This window comes from Novosphingobium sp., assembly GCF_049240505.1.
Taxonomy (GTDB): Bacteria; Pseudomonadota; Alphaproteobacteria; order Sphingomonadales; family Sphingomonadaceae; genus Novosphingobium.
In genome coordinates, this window is the sequence record NZ_JBMLSM010000088.1 from 1 (window position 1) to 15,956 (window position 15,956).

16 protein-coding genes, 1 tRNA gene and 1 pseudogene are annotated in these 15,956 nt (G+C 63.8%); 5 read left to right on the forward strand and 13 right to left on the reverse strand.

Annotated elements, in window-relative coordinates; genetic code table 11:
• Positions 1-107 (forward strand): annotated as a pseudogene (locus ACOVQ0_RS07055) (electron transfer flavoprotein subunit alpha/FixB family protein); the annotation flags it as partial.
• 12 nt (positions 108-119) lie between these two features.
• Positions 120-1,367, forward strand: coding sequence for a TIGR00341 family protein (locus ACOVQ0_RS07060; RefSeq protein ID WP_421882059.1), 1,248 nt, complete (start codon positions 120-122; stop codon positions 1,365-1,367).
• On the opposite strand, the gene ACOVQ0_RS07065 is transcribed toward ACOVQ0_RS07060, so the two are convergent.
• The 8 genes from ACOVQ0_RS07065 to ACOVQ0_RS07100 are packed head-to-tail and all read right to left on the reverse strand — an operon-like array spanning position 1,351 to position 9,087.
• Positions 1,351-1,815 carry a GNAT family N-acetyltransferase gene (locus ACOVQ0_RS07065; protein ID WP_421882098.1) on the reverse strand — a complete coding sequence of 155 codons (465 nt, stop codon included), beginning with the start codon at positions 1,813-1,815 and terminating at the stop codon, positions 1,351-1,353. The two genes, ACOVQ0_RS07060 and ACOVQ0_RS07065, sit on opposite strands and share 17 nt — an antisense overlap.
• A complete protein-coding gene (locus ACOVQ0_RS07070; protein ID WP_421882101.1) occupies positions 1,815-2,786 on the reverse strand; it encodes an RDD family protein in 972 nt (323 codons plus the stop codon). Before ACOVQ0_RS07070 ends, ACOVQ0_RS07065 begins: the two co-directional genes overlap by 1 nt.
• A 5-nt stretch (positions 2,787-2,791) precedes the next feature.
• Positions 2,792-3,874 carry a stage II sporulation protein M gene (locus ACOVQ0_RS07075; protein WP_421882061.1) on the reverse strand — a complete coding sequence of 361 codons (1,083 nt, stop codon included), beginning with the start codon at positions 3,872-3,874 and terminating at the stop codon, positions 2,792-2,794.
• The gene (locus tag ACOVQ0_RS07080; RefSeq protein ID WP_421882063.1) at positions 3,871-5,199 is read right to left on the reverse strand and encodes a DUF58 domain-containing protein; all 1,329 of its coding nucleotides are present in this window, start codon (positions 5,197-5,199) and stop codon (positions 3,871-3,873) included. The genes ACOVQ0_RS07075 and ACOVQ0_RS07080 overlap by 4 nt, the downstream gene beginning before the upstream one ends.
• Complete coding sequence (locus tag ACOVQ0_RS07085) at positions 5,196-6,152, reverse strand: AAA family ATPase (RefSeq protein ID WP_421882103.1); 957 nt, start codon at positions 6,150-6,152, stop codon at positions 5,196-5,198. The genes ACOVQ0_RS07080 and ACOVQ0_RS07085 overlap by 4 nt, the downstream gene beginning before the upstream one ends.
• A 17-nt stretch (positions 6,153-6,169) precedes the next feature.
• Positions 6,170-7,450 (reverse strand): DUF4350 domain-containing protein, encoded by a 1,281-nt coding sequence (locus ACOVQ0_RS07090; protein ID WP_421882066.1) that lies wholly within the window; start codon positions 7,448-7,450, stop codon positions 6,170-6,172.
• Positions 7,447-8,142 carry a DUF4129 domain-containing protein gene (locus ACOVQ0_RS07095; protein ID WP_421882069.1) on the reverse strand — a complete coding sequence of 232 codons (696 nt, stop codon included), beginning with the start codon at positions 8,140-8,142 and terminating at the stop codon, positions 7,447-7,449. The genes ACOVQ0_RS07090 and ACOVQ0_RS07095 overlap by 4 nt, the downstream gene beginning before the upstream one ends.
• 51 nt (positions 8,143-8,193) lie before the next feature.
• Entirely contained in the window at positions 8,194-9,087 is an 894-nt protein-coding gene (locus tag ACOVQ0_RS07100) for a prephenate dehydratase (protein ID WP_421882073.1), read from the reverse strand.
• A gap of 167 nt (positions 9,088-9,254) precedes the next feature.
• On the opposite strand from ACOVQ0_RS07100, the gene ACOVQ0_RS07105 reads away from it, so the two are divergent.
• Positions 9,255-9,881, forward strand: a complete 627-nt coding sequence (locus ACOVQ0_RS07105) for a c-type cytochrome (RefSeq protein WP_421882076.1) — start codon at positions 9,255-9,257, stop codon at positions 9,879-9,881.
• A gap of 503 nt (positions 9,882-10,384) precedes the next feature.
• Here ACOVQ0_RS07105 and ACOVQ0_RS07110 read toward each other — a convergent pair.
• A complete protein-coding gene (locus tag ACOVQ0_RS07110; RefSeq protein WP_421882079.1) occupies positions 10,385-10,828 on the reverse strand; it encodes a winged helix-turn-helix transcriptional regulator in 444 nt (147 codons plus the stop codon).
• Between the two features lie 55 nt (positions 10,829-10,883).
• On the opposite strand from ACOVQ0_RS07110, the gene ACOVQ0_RS07115 reads away from it, so the two are divergent.
• The gene (locus tag ACOVQ0_RS07115; RefSeq protein ID WP_421882082.1) at positions 10,884-11,492 is read left to right on the forward strand and encodes an NAD(P)-dependent oxidoreductase; all 609 of its coding nucleotides are present in this window, start codon (positions 10,884-10,886) and stop codon (positions 11,490-11,492) included.
• A 2-nt stretch (positions 11,493-11,494) separates the two neighbouring features.
• Here ACOVQ0_RS07115 and ACOVQ0_RS07120 read toward each other — a convergent pair whose 3' ends face one another.
• The 3 genes from ACOVQ0_RS07120 to ACOVQ0_RS07130 all read right to left on the reverse strand — a co-directional run bounded on the left by ACOVQ0_RS07120 (position 11,495) and on the right by ACOVQ0_RS07130 (position 13,991).
• Positions 11,495-11,935 carry a surface-adhesin E family protein gene (locus ACOVQ0_RS07120; RefSeq protein ID WP_421882085.1) on the reverse strand — a complete coding sequence of 147 codons (441 nt, stop codon included), beginning with the start codon at positions 11,933-11,935 and terminating at the stop codon, positions 11,495-11,497.
• Positions 11,936-12,057: 122 nt separating this feature from the next.
• On the reverse strand, positions 12,058-12,726 hold the full coding sequence (locus ACOVQ0_RS07125; protein ID WP_421882089.1) for an RlmE family RNA methyltransferase: 669 nt from the start codon (positions 12,724-12,726) through the stop codon (positions 12,058-12,060).
• On the reverse strand, positions 12,723-13,991 hold the full coding sequence (locus tag ACOVQ0_RS07130) for a Ppx/GppA family phosphatase (RefSeq protein ID WP_421882092.1): 1,269 nt from the start codon (positions 13,989-13,991) through the stop codon (positions 12,723-12,725). Before ACOVQ0_RS07130 ends, ACOVQ0_RS07125 begins: the two co-directional genes overlap by 4 nt.
• A 160-nt stretch (positions 13,992-14,151) precedes the next feature.
• Between ACOVQ0_RS07130 and ACOVQ0_RS07135 the strand changes: the two genes are divergently transcribed.
• Positions 14,152-14,225 (forward strand) — tRNA-Gln (locus ACOVQ0_RS07135).
• Between the two features lie 12 nt (positions 14,226-14,237).
• Here the strand turns inward: ACOVQ0_RS07135 and ACOVQ0_RS07140 are convergent.
• Positions 14,238-15,665, reverse strand: coding sequence for a sulfatase (locus tag ACOVQ0_RS07140; RefSeq protein ID WP_421882095.1), 1,428 nt, complete (start codon positions 15,663-15,665; stop codon positions 14,238-14,240).
• Positions 15,666-15,956: the final 291 nt, after the last annotated feature.

The window sequence follows — 15,956 nt, forward strand, 5'->3', positions numbered from 1 at the left end:
TCATCGCCATCAACAAGGACGAAGACGCCCCCATCTTCCAGGTCGCTGACATCGGCCTCGTCGGTGATCTTTTTGCGGTGGTGCCGGAACTTACCGGGAAGCTGTGAGTTAGGCGCCCGATGGGCGGGAACTCACAGAATAGCACGAACGCAGAGGGCAGCGCGAAGCCGAGCCACGGCCGCGCTGCCCTTTTGGCATCCATCGCACGCGGCGCACGGCTTTCGCCGACCTATCTGATGCTGGTGGCACTGGCCACGGCCATTGCCCACGTCGGCCTACTGATGGATTCGCCGCCGGTGATCATCGGCGCGATGCTGATTTCGCCCTTGTTGGGGCCGATCATGGCATTCGGCTTTGGCGTGGCGATTTTTGAATTGGCGTTGTTGAAACGCGCAGCGCTTTCGCTGGGGGTCGGCATGGTGCTGGCGATCCTGATTGCCATCGTGCTTACCTGGATTTCCCCCATTCAGGACGTCACCCCCAGCATTCTGGCGCGCGTGCGCCCGAATCTGCTCGATCTGCTTGTTGCTGTATTTGGCGGTATCGCAGGGGCCTATGCCACCGTGCGGCGCGAGGCGATCAGTCTCGTCGGTGTTGCTATCGCCACAGCGCTGGTGCCGCCACTGGCGGTCGTCGGTTTTTCCATCGCCACAGCGCGGTGGGATTATGCCTGGGGTGCGCTGTTGCTATTCATCACCAACGCCACGGCCATTGCCCTGATGGCCACGGTGACGGCGCGCGTGCGCGGTTTCGGCACGCAGCTTTCGCCTCGTCAAAGCTGGGCGCAGACCGTGGGGATATTCGCAGCGCTGATCGCCTTGGCCATTCCTCTGGGGCTTCGCCTTGCCGCGAACGTGCGCGAAGCGCGCGCGCAGTCTGCGATCAACCGCCAGTTGCAGGAACTGGCGGGGCCGGGCGCCCGGATCGACCGCCTCGACAGCAATCTTGCCGCCCGACCGGCGCAGGTCGATGCGGTGGTGATGGCTCCGGCCTACAACGAAGGTTTGCAGGATCGGTTTGCCGATCGGGTGGAAGGCCTTTTGGGGCGCGATGCGAACGTCAGGCTGGTCCAGATCCGCAGCGGCACGCCAGAAGCTGACGACGCCCGCCGCGCGCTGGAGGATGCCGTCGCGACCGAGCGTGCGCGCAAGGAGGAAGTGACCCGGCTGCGGGCAACGCTGGCGCGGATCGTGGAAGGGGACCGAACGTCTGTTCTTGTCGATCCCGAACGTCGGTCAGCCCGCGTATTCTCGGCAGAACCCTTGCCTGATGCCACGATTGCAGCATTGCAGATCGCATTTCCGGGTTGGACGCTGAGTTGGGGCGAGGCCACACCCCCGGCAGAAGCGACTACAGCCGCAGAGTGAGGCACTGGCTGAAATCGTCGAGAACATAGTCGGCAAAGGCAGCGCAGTTCTCGAAGCCATGCTTGCGATAAAGCGCAAGGGCAGGCGCAAAAGCGGGGCCGTTACCGGTTTCGAGACTGACACGCCCATAGCCGCGCGCGCGGGCGACACTCAGGAGGTGCAGAAGCATCGCTTCACCCACGCCCCGGCCCAGCCAATCGGGAGCAACGCGCATGGACTTCAATTCTCCATGCATCGCATCAAGTTCACGGATCGCGCCCATGCCTGCGAGTGCCTTGGCGACCCATGCCGAGAAGAACGTGACGCCGGGCTGGCGCAACTGCTCTACCGGCAGGGCGTGAACCTTGCAGGCGGGCGAGTGGGCGTGCATTCCCGAAAGGTGCAGCGCGACAAGTTCGCGGATTTCCGCGCCGGACAGATCGTCCTCAATGATCCGCAAATTCTGCATCACGGGCCCTCGGTGTGCTTGTCGGCCTTGCGCTTGCCAAAGCGCATTCCGGTTTCCAGCCTTGCGCGAAGCTGGGCATAGTAGGCTTCGAGGAAGGCGCGTTCGTCGCCTGCTCCTGCGCTCCAGCCGATCTTGCGGCAGATCGCCTCTGTAACGTCGCGCATTCCGTCGGCCCGGTTTTCCCGCAGGACGCGCTCCAGAACCTGCAGTTCGTATTCGCCGTAAACGGCAAGATCGGCGTCGGTAAAGCGATAGTGGGCACCGGTTTCCGCCGATCGTCCGCGTGCGGCTTCGCCCACCGAAAGCGCCTGTTCCAGCTTCTTTTTCGGCGCTTCCACCACCCATGTGCCTGCGATCATGTCGCCGCAGCGTAACCGGTCGCGGTTGAAGAAGGGAAACAGCACGAAGATCAGGAACCAGCCGAGGCCAGCCCATCCCGCCATGTCGGTATCGCCGCCCTGCACGCTGGCCGAAACGAAGAAGATCAGCGGCATGAACAGTTCGATATCGCGCACGAGATTGCGCGCGATCACGGCTTCGGTCGTCAAGCGCCCGCCATTTGTGCCGCGTGCCCGTGCCGCCACGCGGATGCCGCAGATGCGCTTGCCCGGGGTCGCGCCGCGCGGGCCGAGTTCGAAGAACAGGAACCATGCGTTGCGGAACAGGAACAGTGCCACGATCCAGACGATGATCAGGGCCTGCACCGCACGGCCTGCGGGGCTGTCCTTTTCGTTGAAGTTCAGGCCAACACCGTCTGCGATCCAGGCAAGGATGAGTGTGGAGCCGATCATCGCGCCGAAAATCATCGCCAGATCAAGGAACAGGGCTGCAGCACGCGCGCCGCGCGATGCCAGCATGAATGGTATCGGCACGCCTTCGGGCGAGATGACCACGCGCCGCCGCTTGTCGCTGTCCGCGCGCAGGGGGCGGGGGCTGGTCTCGCTGCGGCGGAACGGCATTTTCAGCGCGATGGCCATCAGCGGCGCTCCCGCCTGAAGGCGAAGAAGTAGCCGATCCAGAACACCAGCATGAACCCACCCACGATCAACCGCGATGGCGTGGCATTCACCATCTGGCGCGCGAACCCTTCGAGCAGCGCCGCGATGACGAGCATCAGCACTACGCCGGTCATCACCTGCGCCGCACGCCGTCCGGCGTTGGCCGCCGCGTCCATGACCGGCAGGTTGCCGGGAAAGGCCATCGATCGGCCCACATGGATGCCTGCCGCGCCTGCCAGCAGGATTGCGAACAGCTCTGTCGTGCCGTGGATCGAGAGCCAGCCGACCAGATCAAGCAACAAACCCTGACCGTGGTAGAGCCAGAGCAAGGCCCCCAGCAGCGCGGTGTTGTGGATCAGCAGCAGCATGGTCGGCAACCCGAAGGCGAAGCCCAGCGCGAAGCACAGGATCGAGACTTGCGCATTGTTGCTGAACAGGCTGGCGGCGAAAACGCTCATCCCGTCCTGATCCTGATTGTCGAACAGCGTGGCGTGCAACACCTCGCGGCTGGCACCGGGCACGCGCTCATCAGCAAAGCCGCCGGGCACCAGCGCATGATACCATTCGGGGTTGGAATCGACGAGCAGCCAGCCGACTACGGTGCCCGCGACCATCAGTGCCAGCGCGATCAGCAGATCGATGCCGAGGCCGCGCACGCTGGCGCTCCACCCGCCGCCAAGGAAGCTGCGGAACCATGACCACAGCGACGCGCGCGGGCCATATACGAGGAACCATGCCCGCTGCGTCAGCGCTTCCAGATAGGCAACGAGCGCCGCATCGAGCGAGGTTTCGCGCGCGATGGCAAGGCTGGAGGCGGCAGTGCGATAGAGCGCGGGGAGAGCGAGCAGGTCTTCATCAGACAGCGCGCGGGTGCGGCCTGCTTCCATGCGTTTGAGAATGGCGTCGAGCCGCTTCCAGTCAGCTTCGCGCTCAAGCCGGAAACGGTCCGAGCGCAGGGCGGCCTGTTCGGCAGCGACAGCCTGTTCGGAAGGTTTGGCGAACCAGCCCCCGATACGCTTTGCGATGCCTTTGGGTGCGATTCCGGTCGTTACCGCGTTCATCCGATCCGCCCTTCGCGCTTGATCGCAAGATAGGCGTCGAGCAGCCGCGTGCCGATCTGATCGTGCCGCGCTTCCAGCACGCGCACGCCAAGGTGGCGCAGGCGTTGCAGCACCAGCGCGCGCTGGCGGATCAGGCTGCTGGCGATCACGGCTTCGGCCACCGATTGCATATCGGTGACATCCGCCGTGGTGATTTGGGCAAGTTCAGCGTCGGTCATCACCACGAACAGCACCAGATGTTTGTCGACCAGACGGCCCACGTTTTCCACCATCAGTTCGGCGCTGGTGGGATCGGAAAAGTCGGAGAACAGCACGATCAGCGAGCGACGCTGCAAACGCGCCGCCAGCGTGGACAGGGCCAGCGTGAAGTTCGGTTCGCCGGGGTGGTAATCGAGCTTGGCGGCGGCGCGCTGCAACCGGGCGAAATCGCGGCTGTCGGTGACGAAGGGCGTGGCGACTTCGGGCCGGGCGGCAAAGCCGAACAGCGCCACGCGATCCTGCGCTTTCAGGGCGACGTAGGCGGTGGTCAGCGCGGCAGTCACGGCGCGATCAATGCGGGGCAGGCCCTCGATCGGTTCGCACATGGCCTGCCCGCAATCGAAGGCAAAGACGATCTGGTTGTTGCGCTCGACCTCGTATTCCTTGGCATAGAGGCGGGCGTGGCGGGCCGAGCTTTTCCAGTCGATCCGGCGGCGGTCCATGCCCGGTTCGTATTCGGCCAGCGCTTCGAAATCGGTGCCTTCACCGCGAATGCGGCGCGCGATCATGCCGAACTGGGCATCGCGCAGGAAAATCTGAAGCGCCGGACTGCGCACGGGGGCGATATTCGGCCAGATCCGCACTTCGGCGTCCAAAGGGCGCGTGGCCTGCCGGTGGGCGAGGCCGAGCGGACCGGTCCAGCGCAGCCATATGCGCGAGACAGCGCCGGTGCCACGGCGACCAGGCGTAAGGTCCGCAGTCCCGCCCCACGCGCCGTCACTGAACGCCAAGGGCAGAGCGATGCGTCCGCCGGAACTGAGGCGCGGATCGCATTCCAGCGCGGCTTCAGGGCGCGGGCGGGGGGCGGTGCGCGAAAGATCGGCCATCACGGTGAGGCGTGTCGGCTCTCCGACTTCGGCATCGCCCGGCACGATGACGCGCAGATCATCAAGCGATCCGGCGAACAGTCCATCGAGCAGCACCAGCACCAGCAGCGCGCCGCCCAATGCGGGCGCGGCGATCCACGCGCCGGGGGCTGCCGCGGCCAGCAGCAGCGCGACAGGGGCCAGCGCTGCGATCAGCAGGACCGCGCGGCCCGTGGGCAGGAGAGCGGGTGGTTTGTTCAACGCGGGGCTTCCGTGCCCTCAACCAGCGCGGCGACGATGGCTTCCACCTGCTTGCCCTCAATCTCAGCCGCCGGGCTGAGCATCAGGCGGTGGCGCAGGACGGCGGTAGCAAGCGCCTTCACGTCATCGGGAATCACGTATTCGCGGCCATCCAGAGCGGCGCGGGCGCGGGCTGCGCCGGCCAGCAGCACGGCGGCGCGCGGGCTTGCGCCCACCACCAGATCGCCGCTTTCGCGCGTGGCGCGGATCAGGCGGACGACATAATCGACCACTGATTCTGCCATCGTGACCGACGCGACCGCCGCCTGCGCCGCCTTGAGCTGCGCGGCATCGGCCACGGCGGAAACGCCAAGGTCCGCAGGCTTCGGCGCGCCGCGCCCTTCGCCATAACGGGTGACGATGCGGGCTTCTTCCTCGGCGGAGGGATATTCGACCAGCAGCTTGAACAGGAAGCGATCAAGCTGGGCTTCGGGCAGGGGATAGACGCCTTGGCTTTCGATCGGGTTCTGCGTTGCCACCACCATGAAGCGGTCTGATAGAGCGTGCGCTTCGCCGTCCAGCGTCACGCGGCGTTCCTGCATCGCTTCCAGCAGCGCGGCCTGCGTCTTGGGCGGGGTGCGGTTGATTTCGTCGGCCAGCAGCAGTTCGTGGAAAATCGGCCCGCGCGTCAGCGTGAACTGGCTGGTCTGGAAGTTGAACAGGTTGGAGCCGAGGATGTCGCCCGGCATCAGATCGGGGGTGAACTGGATGCGGCCAAAGTCCAGCCCCAGCGTGGCGGCAAAGGTTTGGGCGAGGAAGGTCTTGGCGGTTCCGGGCGGTCCTTCAAGCAGAACATGGCCGCCTGCGAAGAGCGCGACGAGGAGATGATCGAGCACCTGCTCCTGCCCGACCACAGCCTTGCCGACCTCGGCACGGATGGCGCCTGAAAGGGCGCCAAGTTCCGCCAGGGTCATCGTAGGTGCATCTAGGTTCACTTCAGGAGCCTTTCTATCTGTTGCAGGACCAGCGCGCGTTTGGTCACGTCGTGGGGTTTGCGTGCATCGCGCAAGTGGCGGGCAGCGCTGGAGAATGTCGGTCCGGGGATGCCACGCCGCGCTTGTGCCGCATCGATCAGGCGTTCGATCTCTTCATGCGAAAGGCCGCGCGGCAGGCCCAGCGCCAGCGCAATCCGCTCTCGCACCGCGTCGGCATAGGGGGCGGCGGCAAGGTGGACGCGGCCTGCGCGGCGGATCAGGCCGGCAGCGTTGCCAACCAGCGCGGCCTTGCCCATCGCAATTTCCGGCCCCTGCGTCAGCGCCGGGCCGAAGCGGTGGAGCGCGCGCCATGCCACGGCCAGCGCAGCCAGAAACAGGCAGATCGTAGCGGCAAGGAACGGCGGCTCGAATGCCAGCGTCAGCAGGTTGCGGCTTGCACCGAAGCCGTTGAACGTCATGTCGAAAGCGAAGGGTTGCGAACGGTTGTCGGCCGTTGCCAGCACCAGATCGCGGGCGAGCAGGGCGGTGGCCTTGTCGGCCAAGCCCCAGTTGTCCATCAGGTCCGGTTCGAAGACGAAGACGACCGGGTAAAGGTCTTCGTCATCCCCACCGTAATCCGGGTCGATACCGACCAGATCGTTGAGGCCGGGGTAATAGCCATCGTCATCGAGCCATGCGGCGAGGATCTTGCCGTTTCCGGCGTCGACGATCGGCACAAGGCCTTTGCCGGAACCGTATTCGACCTGCCGGTCATCAGGCAGCTTTCCGCGCCGCTGGCCCAGGCGCCATCCACTGGCAGGGGCTGATTTTTCGTCCCCGATCTCGACCGTAACATTGTCGGCAAAGCCAGGCCATTCGGGCGGGTTGGTGGAGAGAATCTGCACCCAGCCGCGCTTCGCCTTTTCCGATTGCAGGCCTGTGGCGAACCATTTGGGTGCGATGACCAGTGTCGGCCCGATGTAGCGGCGAGCATCGACGACTTTGGCGATGTCCTTGCCTTCTGCACCGGCAGGCGGGGTGAGGATCAGCAGGCCGGGGGTGCTTTCGATCGTCTGGCGGTTGCGCAGGCGCTGCACATCAAGCCCTTCGGATTCCAGCATTTGCGCAAGGCCTGCAAAGCCGTTCAGCCCCTTACCGCCCACATGCGCGCCACCATCGTTGCCGCTGCCGCCGGTGCTGTTGCCCAGAAACCAGAGCAGCGCGACAAAGGCCAGCGCGCCGACCAGCAACATGCCGATGACCGTCCCGCGTGAAAAAGGCGATGGCGCGGCGCTCAAGCCCCAGTCCCCAAAGGTTCGAATGCCCCAAGCGGTTCGAGCGCGAAGCGCGCGTAGGCGGCGCGTGCGGTGGACCAGTCTTCGGCCCCAAGCGGGCGCAAGGCATAGCGCGCGCGTTCGACCAGCCCGGCAATGGTGCCGAATGCGGTGCGCGCTTCGCCGGGCAGACCTTGAAGCGAACCGATTTCGCGCGCGGTGCTGGCAGGTTTCAGCCAATCGGGCCGGGCGCGGGCGATCTGGCCGACGCTGCGCTGTAGCAGGAGATGCGCGGCTTCTGCGTAAAGGCCTTGTGCAGCGAGCCTGTCGGCATCTTCAAGCAGGGCGAGCGCTTCTTCGCGCGGCGGCGCCCATTCGGGCGCGGCGACCTTGCTGCGCGCCTGACGGTCACGCCAAAGCGGCCAAAGCAGTGCCCATGCTATCCACGCCGCACCAATCCCCGCGCCGACCAGCAGCACCATTTCGATAACGCCCCAGCCTTTACCAAGCAGATTGCCAAGTGGGGAAAGCAGCCATTCCAGCCATTCGCCCAGAACTTTCATCCATTCGGGCGTCGGCTGTGGGGGATCGGGTGGCACGGGGGCGAACTGGATATCTGCCGAATCGCGCATGGAACGCCATGCCGCTTCCGCTGCAGCAGCATCATCGCCAGCCGAAACCGCCGTGTCCGAATTTGCTGCCGCACCGAATATCACCCGCGCAACCTTGCACGCGCCATCGCGGCGTTCAAGCGTAACTGCGCCGACTTATCCGCGCCGGATGCGTTCCATCGGATAAGTGCCCAGCATCCGCAGATCCTTGGCGAAAAATCCCAATTCCTCGAATGCCAGATCGACCGCGCGTTCGCCCGGCGCGCCGACGATATCGACGAAGAACTCGGTCGCCGCAAAGCTGGCGCCACGCTGGTAGCTTTCCAGCTTGGTCATGTTCACGCCATTGGTGGCAAAGCCACCCAGCGCCTTGTAGAGCGCGGCGGGAATGTTGCGCACTTCAAAGACGAACGTGGTCATTGCAGGGCCGGTGATCGTTGCGGGATCAAGCGGCGTCTTCGAAAGAATCACGAAGCGCGTGGTGTTGTCGTGCGCGTCTTCCACGTTGTCTTCGATGACTTTGAGGCCATAGAGGTCTGCCGCGATGCGCGGGGCGAGAGCCGCCACCGTGGGATCGCCAAGTTCCGCCACATAGGCCGCTGCGCCTGCCGTATCGGCATAGCTCATTGGCACGATGCCCAGATTGCGCAGGTAGAAGCGCGATTGGCCAAGCGCCTGTGGGTGGCTGTATGCGGCGGTGAAAGGGCCATCGCCCAGCGCCATCAGGCTGGCATGGATTTCGAGGAAGTGCTCGCCCACGATCGAAAGCCCGCTTTCGGGCAGCAGAAAGTGGATATCCGCCACGCGCCCATGCTGTGAGTTTTCGATGGGAATAATGGCGTGGGCGGCGCGGCCTTCCTTTACCGCGTCAAGCGCATCTTCGAACGAAAAGCAGGGCAGTGGCAGGCAATCGGGCAAGGCTTCCATCGCCGCGCGATGTGAATTGGCCCCCGGCGCGCCCTGAAACGACACGGCGCGCGCCGGATCGGCGGCTGCGGCTGCGGCCATTTTTTCCACGAGGGCGAGTGCGGGGGCGGGATAGCTCTGCATAACGCGCGTCCGTTAGGCTCGTGCGCCTTTTCCGGCAAGCGACAACACTTTTTTGTGGGCTTTTTGGGTATCAAACCATCTTGCGCTGCGGCAAGCCGCTTACTAGAGGGTCCGGCAACTCGCGCGGGTGTCGGCAAGGTGTCGGCGTGCGCCTATGGGGCTTCTAAATGGACGACCGCTTCAATACCATCGCCGGATGGGCCTTGTTCGGGGGCATCGTGGCTCTGGGGCTTTCCAGCCTGTCTGGCCACTATTTCATGGCCGACAAGGAACATCGCCCTGAAAAGATGGGCTATGCCATCGAAGGCGTTGAAGAAGAAGCCGGTGCTGGCGCTGCTGCCGAACTGCCGCTGCCGAATCGGCTTGCTGCGGGCGACGCGGCCAAGGGTGAAGCGGTTTTCGCCAAGTGCAAGGCGTGCCACACGGCGGATCAGGGCGGTGCCAGCGGCATCGGTCCGAATCTTTTCGGTATCGTGGGCAAGCCGATCGGCAAGCACGCAGCCGGGTTCGCCTATTCGGCCGATCTTTCCGGCCACGGCGGCAACTGGGATTTCGATAACCTCGATGCGTGGCTGAAGAACCCCAAGGCGTTCGCGGCAGGCACCAAGATGTCGTTCGCCGGTCTGCCCAAGGGCGAAGATCGCGCCAACGTGATCCTCTATCTCAACTCGCTCGGTTCGAACCTGCCGCTGCCCGCTGCCGATGCAGCCCCGGCTGCAGAAGCTCCTGCAGACGCAGCGGCGAGCGAAGCCGCTCCCGATGCAGCAGCCAGCGAGGCAGCACCGGGCGCCTGATTCGGGCCAAGGTGTGCAGAAATGAAAAGGCGCCCGGAGCATCGCTCCCGGCGCCTTTTTCATGTCCTTTGATGCAGCTTTGCTTTGCGGCGTCCGACAATCATTGTGAGCCAGAAGGGAGATCGATGATGGTGCGATTGCCAGTGGTTTTTGCACTGTCTTGCGTTCTGCTTGCAGCTTCGCCCGCTCGCGCAGCGGAGACGCCTGCGGCAATGCAGGGAGCGTGGACAGTGGATCTCTCCACCGATCCGGGGCAACCCTACTCCAAGCCGATGATGCTTGAATTGCGGGCCGATGGAACGGTTGCAGGCAGCTTTTATGAAAGCGAGATTCAGGCCGGGCGCTGGAAAACTGATCGCGGCCGGACCTGCGTTAGCTTTCGCACAACTGATGGGGCGGGGCCATATCACACGGCTGCTTGCTTGCTGGGTGACGCAATCGCGGGCCAGACTTGGGCCGAACACCGCAATTTCTTGTTCAACTGGAACGCGGTTCGCGCTGTTTCAACCCGCTGACACTTGCTTCAAATCATAAGCGCGCTGGGCGGCGGTGACTTCGATCATGCAGGTTTCGGCCCATTCGATCATGGCCGAAAGCGATCCGAACAGGCCGCGCCCCAATGGCGTTATCGCATAAGTGACCGTGACCGGAACGGTCGGCTCCACGGTTCGACTCACCAGTCCGTCCCGCTCAAGCGAGCGCAAGGTCTGGCTCAGCATTTTCTGGCTTACGCCCTGAATGCGGCGTTTGAGCGCATTGAAGCGCATGTCCTCGGCCGCCAGCAGCATCAGGATCAGCGTGCTCCATTTGTCGGCAATGCGATCAAGCAACTGCCGTGTGGGGCAATTGGCGGCATAGACATCGCCGCGCGGTTGGCTTTGCGCCGTTGCGGGCGCTGGCGCGGTCACTTCGCGGTGACCAGGTATGGAAATCGTGCCTTCTTGCATGGGTGATTTCCATATAGCACTTGGTATCCATTGGAAACTACCAATGGAGAATAGGATGAAAGTTGCCGTGTTGGGTGCAAGTGGCCGCGCAGGATCGGAAATCACCGCCGAACTGGCCCGCCGAGGGCACGATGTGGTGGCGATTGCGCGCAAGCCCGAAGCAATCGCACCTGCGCCGACCGTCACTGCCGTGCAGGGTGATGCTTCTGATCCGCAGGCGCTTGTCCCGCTGATTGCAGGCGTGGATGCGGTGATCAGTGCGCTGCATTTCGATGTGCCAGCACAAACGCTGCTTTCCGCGCTCAAGAAGGCAGGTGTGCCGCGCCTGTTGGTAACGGGCGGGGCCGCCAGTCTGGAAGTGGCGCCGGGCAAGATCCTGTTCGATGCGATGGATCTGCCCGATGAATGGAAGCCTGCGATCCTTGGCGGCATCGCCTTCCTCAAAGACCTGCGGGCCGAGACGGAAATCGACTGGACGTTCTTTTCACCCGCGGCGTTTATTGAAGAAGGCCCTCGCACCGGCACGTTCCGGTTGGGCACCGACCAGCTCGTGGTGGACGAGAAGGGCGAGAGCCGGATCAGCTTTGCTGACTATGCCATCGCGATGGTCGACGAACTGGAGCAGCATCGCCATCCGCGCGCGCGGTTTACGGCAGCCTATTGATCCTACGCGGCGCAGGCTTCTGCCATGATCGTGGCATTGAGCGTTTCGGGTTCGACCGGTTCATACCGGTCGGCCCGATCGGCCTCCACGGTATTGCGGGCAAGCACTGCGCCATCGGGGGCATAGTCGGTCGCCGCAGCGATCAGCACGCGCTGGCTGGTGCAATCATAGCGGAACAGCACCAGCTTGCGTCCCGTGTCGAGCGAGGCCGCTCCCGCGAAATCGAATCCCGCCCATACCTGACGGACGGTGAACGTGCGTTCCGTGCTGGGCGGCAGTTCGCGGATGGATGCGGGGCGCACCAGCACTTCGGTCCGGTCTTGCGCCACGCCGATGACTTTCCAGTCGGCAGACCATCCTCTTGCTGCATTCCCTTCCGCCACCGCCCCGCCGGAGAAGCCGAGGAGAGCCATAGGAAACAGCAGGTTGCGCCGGAAAGTCATCAGTGTGGTTCTCGAAAATTGCGTCGGGTTAACGCGCTGATAACCACGCTGGCTGTCGTTGCCAGCTAAGGGATTTTCCTGAGTCCCGTTGTGCAACAGCGCGGTGGCTGCGGGTTAACGCCTCACTCTGCGCGGCCCTTGAAGCCTTGCGCGATCACGTACCATTCCGACGAATCCTTGCGGCTGGCGGGCGGCTTGGCGTGCTTCACGGTGGTGAAGTTCTTTTTCAGGATGCCCAGCAGTTCGGTATCGGTGCCGCCCGCAAAGACCTTGGCCACAAAAGCGCCGCCGGGGGCGAGCGTCTGCACGGCAAAGTCCACCGCCGTTTCCACCAGCCCCATCGTGCGCAAGTGGTCGGTCTGCTTGTGGCCGACGGTGTTGGCGGCCATGTCGGAAATCACGAGATCGGGCGGACCGTCCAGCGCATCCTGCAGGGCTTGCGGGGCTTCGTCGGCCATGAAGTCCATCTGGAAGATCGTCACGCCTTCGATCGGGTCAGTGGGTAGCAGATCGATGCCGACGACGCTTGCCGCCGGGGCTTTCTTGCGCACCACTTGCGCCCACCCGCCGGGAGCGATGCCAAGATCGACCACGCGCTTAGATCCGCGCAGCAGACCAAATTTCTCGTCCAGCTCGATCAGCTTGTAGGCCGCGCGGCTGCGCCAGCCATCGGCCTTGGCCTGCTTTACGTAAGGGTCGTTCAACTGGCGCGAAAGCCAGCGGACGGAGGAGGCGCTGCGGCCTTTGGCGCTTTTCAGGCGCTCGTTGGGATTTTTTCCTGAGCGGCTCATGCTGCTTCCGTTCGTTTGGGGCCGCGCGGGTCTGCGCCGATGGCCATGAGGCTGCGCAGGATGCCTTCGCGAATGCCGCGATCGGCAATGCCAAGCCGATCTGCGGGCCAGATGTCGAGGATCGATTCGAGGATGGCGCACCCTGCCACGACCAGATCGGACCGTTCGCGCCCGATGCAGGGCAGGGCAACACGCTCTGCCGGGGTCATCACCGAAAGGCGCTGGCTGATGCTGCGCATCGATTCGGCGGGCATGACCAGACCGTCCACCGCGCGCCTGTCATACTGCGGGAGTTCCAGATGGACGCTGGCCAGCGTTGTGACAGTGCCGCTGGTGCCGAGCAGGCGGATGCGGCCTTCGCCACGCGCTGCACTGCGCATGGGGCGGACCCGTTGTGCAAAGTCGGCAAAACCTTCGTCCACGCGGCGGCGCATTTCGGCATAGGCGACGGCGCGGGCGTCGGGATCGTCAGCAATCGCGCCGATGCTTTCGGTGAGGGAAACCACGCCCCAGGGCACCGATTGCCAATCGAGAATGCGGGGCACCGTCTCGCCGGTTTCCACCAGCACCATCTCGGTCGATCCGCCGCCGATATCGAAGATCATGGCGGGGCCGGTGCCTTGCTCCAGCAGGATGTGGCACCCCAGAACTGCAAGTCGCGCCTCTTCCTGCGCAGTGATGATGTTCAGATGGATGCCGGTTTCCGCCAGCACCCGGTCGATGAACTGCTGCCCGTTTGTGGCGCGGCGGCAGGCCTCTGTCGCGACCGAGCGCGCGAGGTGGACATTGCGCTTGCGCAGCTTGTCCGCACAGACATGCAGCGCGGCCAGCGCGCGGTCCATCGCTGCATCCGAAAGCCGTCCGGTCTGCGCCAGGCCTTCACCCAGCCGCACCACACGGCTGAAGGCATCGATCACCACGAAGTGCTCACCCGAAGGGCGCGCGATCAGCAGGCGACAGTTGTTCGTGCCAAGATCGATCGCGGCATAGGCCTGTCGATAATGTGGCATCGACTTGACCCAGCCAGCGGCGCGCGGTGATTCGGGGAGTGGCGGGGCAGGCTCGGGCACAGACACGATGGGCGCAGCTGCGCAAGTATCAGTGCTGCCCGCGCTACGCGCTGCGGGCGGTTTCGTCTTGCCGGCAGATCCGGGCGGGAGGTTACTCCCGGCATTGCCGCGTGGCTTGCGGGGCTTTTTCCTTTGCCCCTTCTTGCTGCCGAAACGCGGACCTTGCCCACTGGCCGGCGGAATGGTTCCCGCCATGTCACAAATTCGCTTATGTTTTCCCGCGCCGCTCAATGCCTGCCGGGTACTTGCCCGCAATGCTAGCGCCGCAGCGCCCCGCCCGCAAGGCCAGCACCCAAAAATGCCATTTCCCCCGCTTGACTTGCAAGCAACCGCCCCCTAGTTGCGCGCCTCACACTGCCCCGTCGTCTAATGGTAAGACTACGGATTCTGATTCCGTCTATCGAGGTTCGAATCCTCGCGGGGCATCCATACTCCCAAAATTCAATCCACCCGGAAATGGTCGGCCAGTTCGCTGGGGCCAAAGCCGTGCGTGTAGGACTGTGGGTCTATTGGCAGCATGTCGGCGTTCCATGCTTCCCAGGCGGCTTTCAGTTCGATGAAGCGTGCTGGTTCGCGTTCCTTGAGGTTGGCCCGTTCCAGCGGATCTGCATCCACATCGAAAAGGAACTCGTTGTCGCCGATCTTCAGGTATTTGAGGTTTCCGCGCCGGGCAGCGCGCTGGGCGTGGTTCTTGTAGCGCCAGAACAGTGTGCGTTGCGGCAGCGCCTGTCCGCTCAGGGCGGGGCGGATGTCGATGCCGTCGGTGAGATGTGCGGAATCGGGTGTTGATCCTGCGGCGGCGAGGAACGTGGGCAACCAGTCCATCGAGATGATCTGTGCGTTGCTTGTAGTGCCCGCGCGAGTAACGCCTGGCCAGCGAACGATTGCCGGAATGCGCAGGCCCCCTTCGAGCAGTTCGGTCTTGCGCCCGCTGAACGGCCATGTGTCGGAAAAACGCTCACCGCCGTTGTCGCTGGTGAAGACCACGATGGTGTCCTGTTCGGCACCCGCTTTGCGCAGGGCATCGAGCACGCGGCCTACCTGATAATCCAGCCGCCGCACCATTGCGGCATAGATCGCGGCGCTGCCACCATCGAAGTGGAACAGGGCCTTGGGGTCTTTCGAACCGGCAATACGGGCCGATTCGCTGGCATCGCTCGGTCCTTCCCACGGCCAATGTGGAGCAGTAAAGTGCAGGCTCATGAACCACGGAGCCTTTGCCGCCGAAGCCTCCCTGATTTCGGCAATTGCACGGTCAGCAAGGAGATCGGTAAGATAGCCGGTCTTTTCCACAGGGGTCGGACCGTCCCACAAATCGGGTTCGCCGTTGCTGGTAGCGTGGGTGTAGTAATCCACGCCACCGCTGCGGATGCCCCAGAAGGTCTGGTAGCCGCTTTTCAACGGATCGAAATCGGGCAGGCTGCCAAGGTGCCACTTGCCGATCAGCGAAGTGCGATAGCCTGCCTTTGCCAGCAGCGACGGCAGTGTCGGGTGTGCAGGCGGCAGGCCGATGTTTTGGCGGAAGGCCAGCGGCTCTTCCAGGCCCACGGGCAGGCGATACTGATAGCGTCCGGTGATCAGTCCCACCCGCGTGGCGGTGCAGACTGCGCTGTTGGCATAGGCATCGGTGAAGCGCAGGCCTTGCGCTGCGAGACGATCCAGCACGGGCGTTTCGAAATCGCGCCGACCGTAGCAAGAGAGGTCGGCATAACCAAGATCGTCAGCCATGATGTAGAGGATGTTGGGTTGCCGCGCTTCTTTTGGCGCAGAAACGGCGGGCGCGGCGATGGCGCCAAGGGCCAGTGTGGCTGCGGCGCCGCCCAGCGTTTCGCGGCGGGAGATCAGGGTGTTTTCGGAAGCGTTGGTCATCTTGCGGTCCATCTTCTGGCTTTGAGGACCTGCGCGTTGTCGCGTGAGGCGCCAGGATGATGATCGTTCGATGGCTCAATGTCTATCATAACTATAGACAATCGGATTTGGGTGGGAACAAGTTTTCCTTTCGCCGTGACGTGCCGCAATATGACTTGACGAAAAAGACTCTAGCAAATAAGTAGAGATTAACCCGCATGGCTCTCGGCGATCAGGCCGTCATGCAGAACAAGGGTCCTGATCCGCGGCATTTGATGGGAAGCAGCTTGCTCCGCGTAAACAACCGCTAAA

Bases quoted from the DNA above. Each gene is read 5' to 3' on its own strand.
- ACOVQ0_RS07125 (WP_421882089.1), bottom strand. From the start codon at position 12,726: ATGAGCCGCTCAGGAAAAAATCCCAACGAGCGCCTGAAAAGCGCCAAA.
- ACOVQ0_RS07100 (WP_421882073.1), bottom strand. From the start codon at position 9,087: ATGCAGAGCTATCCCGCCCCCGCACTCGCCCTCGTGGAAAAAATGGCC.
- ACOVQ0_RS07105 (WP_421882076.1), top strand. From the start codon at position 9,255: ATGGACGACCGCTTCAATACCATCGCCGGATGGGCCTTGTTCGGGGGC.
- ACOVQ0_RS07130 (WP_421882092.1), bottom strand. From the start codon at position 13,991: ATGGCGGGAACCATTCCGCCGGCCAGTGGGCAAGGTCCGCGTTTCGGC.
- ACOVQ0_RS07120 (WP_421882085.1), bottom strand. From the start codon at position 11,935: ATGACTTTCCGGCGCAACCTGCTGTTTCCTATGGCTCTCCTCGGCTTC.
- ACOVQ0_RS07140 (WP_421882095.1), bottom strand. From the start codon at position 15,665: ATGACCAACGCTTCCGAAAACACCCTGATCTCCCGCCGCGAAACGCTG.
- ACOVQ0_RS07075 (WP_421882061.1), bottom strand. From the start codon at position 3,874: ATGAACGCGGTAACGACCGGAATCGCACCCAAAGGCATCGCAAAGCGT.
- ACOVQ0_RS07060 (WP_421882059.1), top strand. From the start codon at position 120: ATGGGCGGGAACTCACAGAATAGCACGAACGCAGAGGGCAGCGCGAAG.
- ACOVQ0_RS07085 (WP_421882103.1), bottom strand. From the start codon at position 6,152: ATGACCCTGGCGGAACTTGGCGCCCTTTCAGGCGCCATCCGTGCCGAG.
- ACOVQ0_RS07110 (WP_421882079.1), bottom strand. From the start codon at position 10,828: ATGCAAGAAGGCACGATTTCCATACCTGGTCACCGCGAAGTGACCGCG.
- ACOVQ0_RS07115 (WP_421882082.1), top strand. From the start codon at position 10,884: ATGAAAGTTGCCGTGTTGGGTGCAAGTGGCCGCGCAGGATCGGAAATC.
- ACOVQ0_RS07065 (WP_421882098.1), bottom strand. From the start codon at position 1,815: ATGCAGAATTTGCGGATCATTGAGGACGATCTGTCCGGCGCGGAAATC.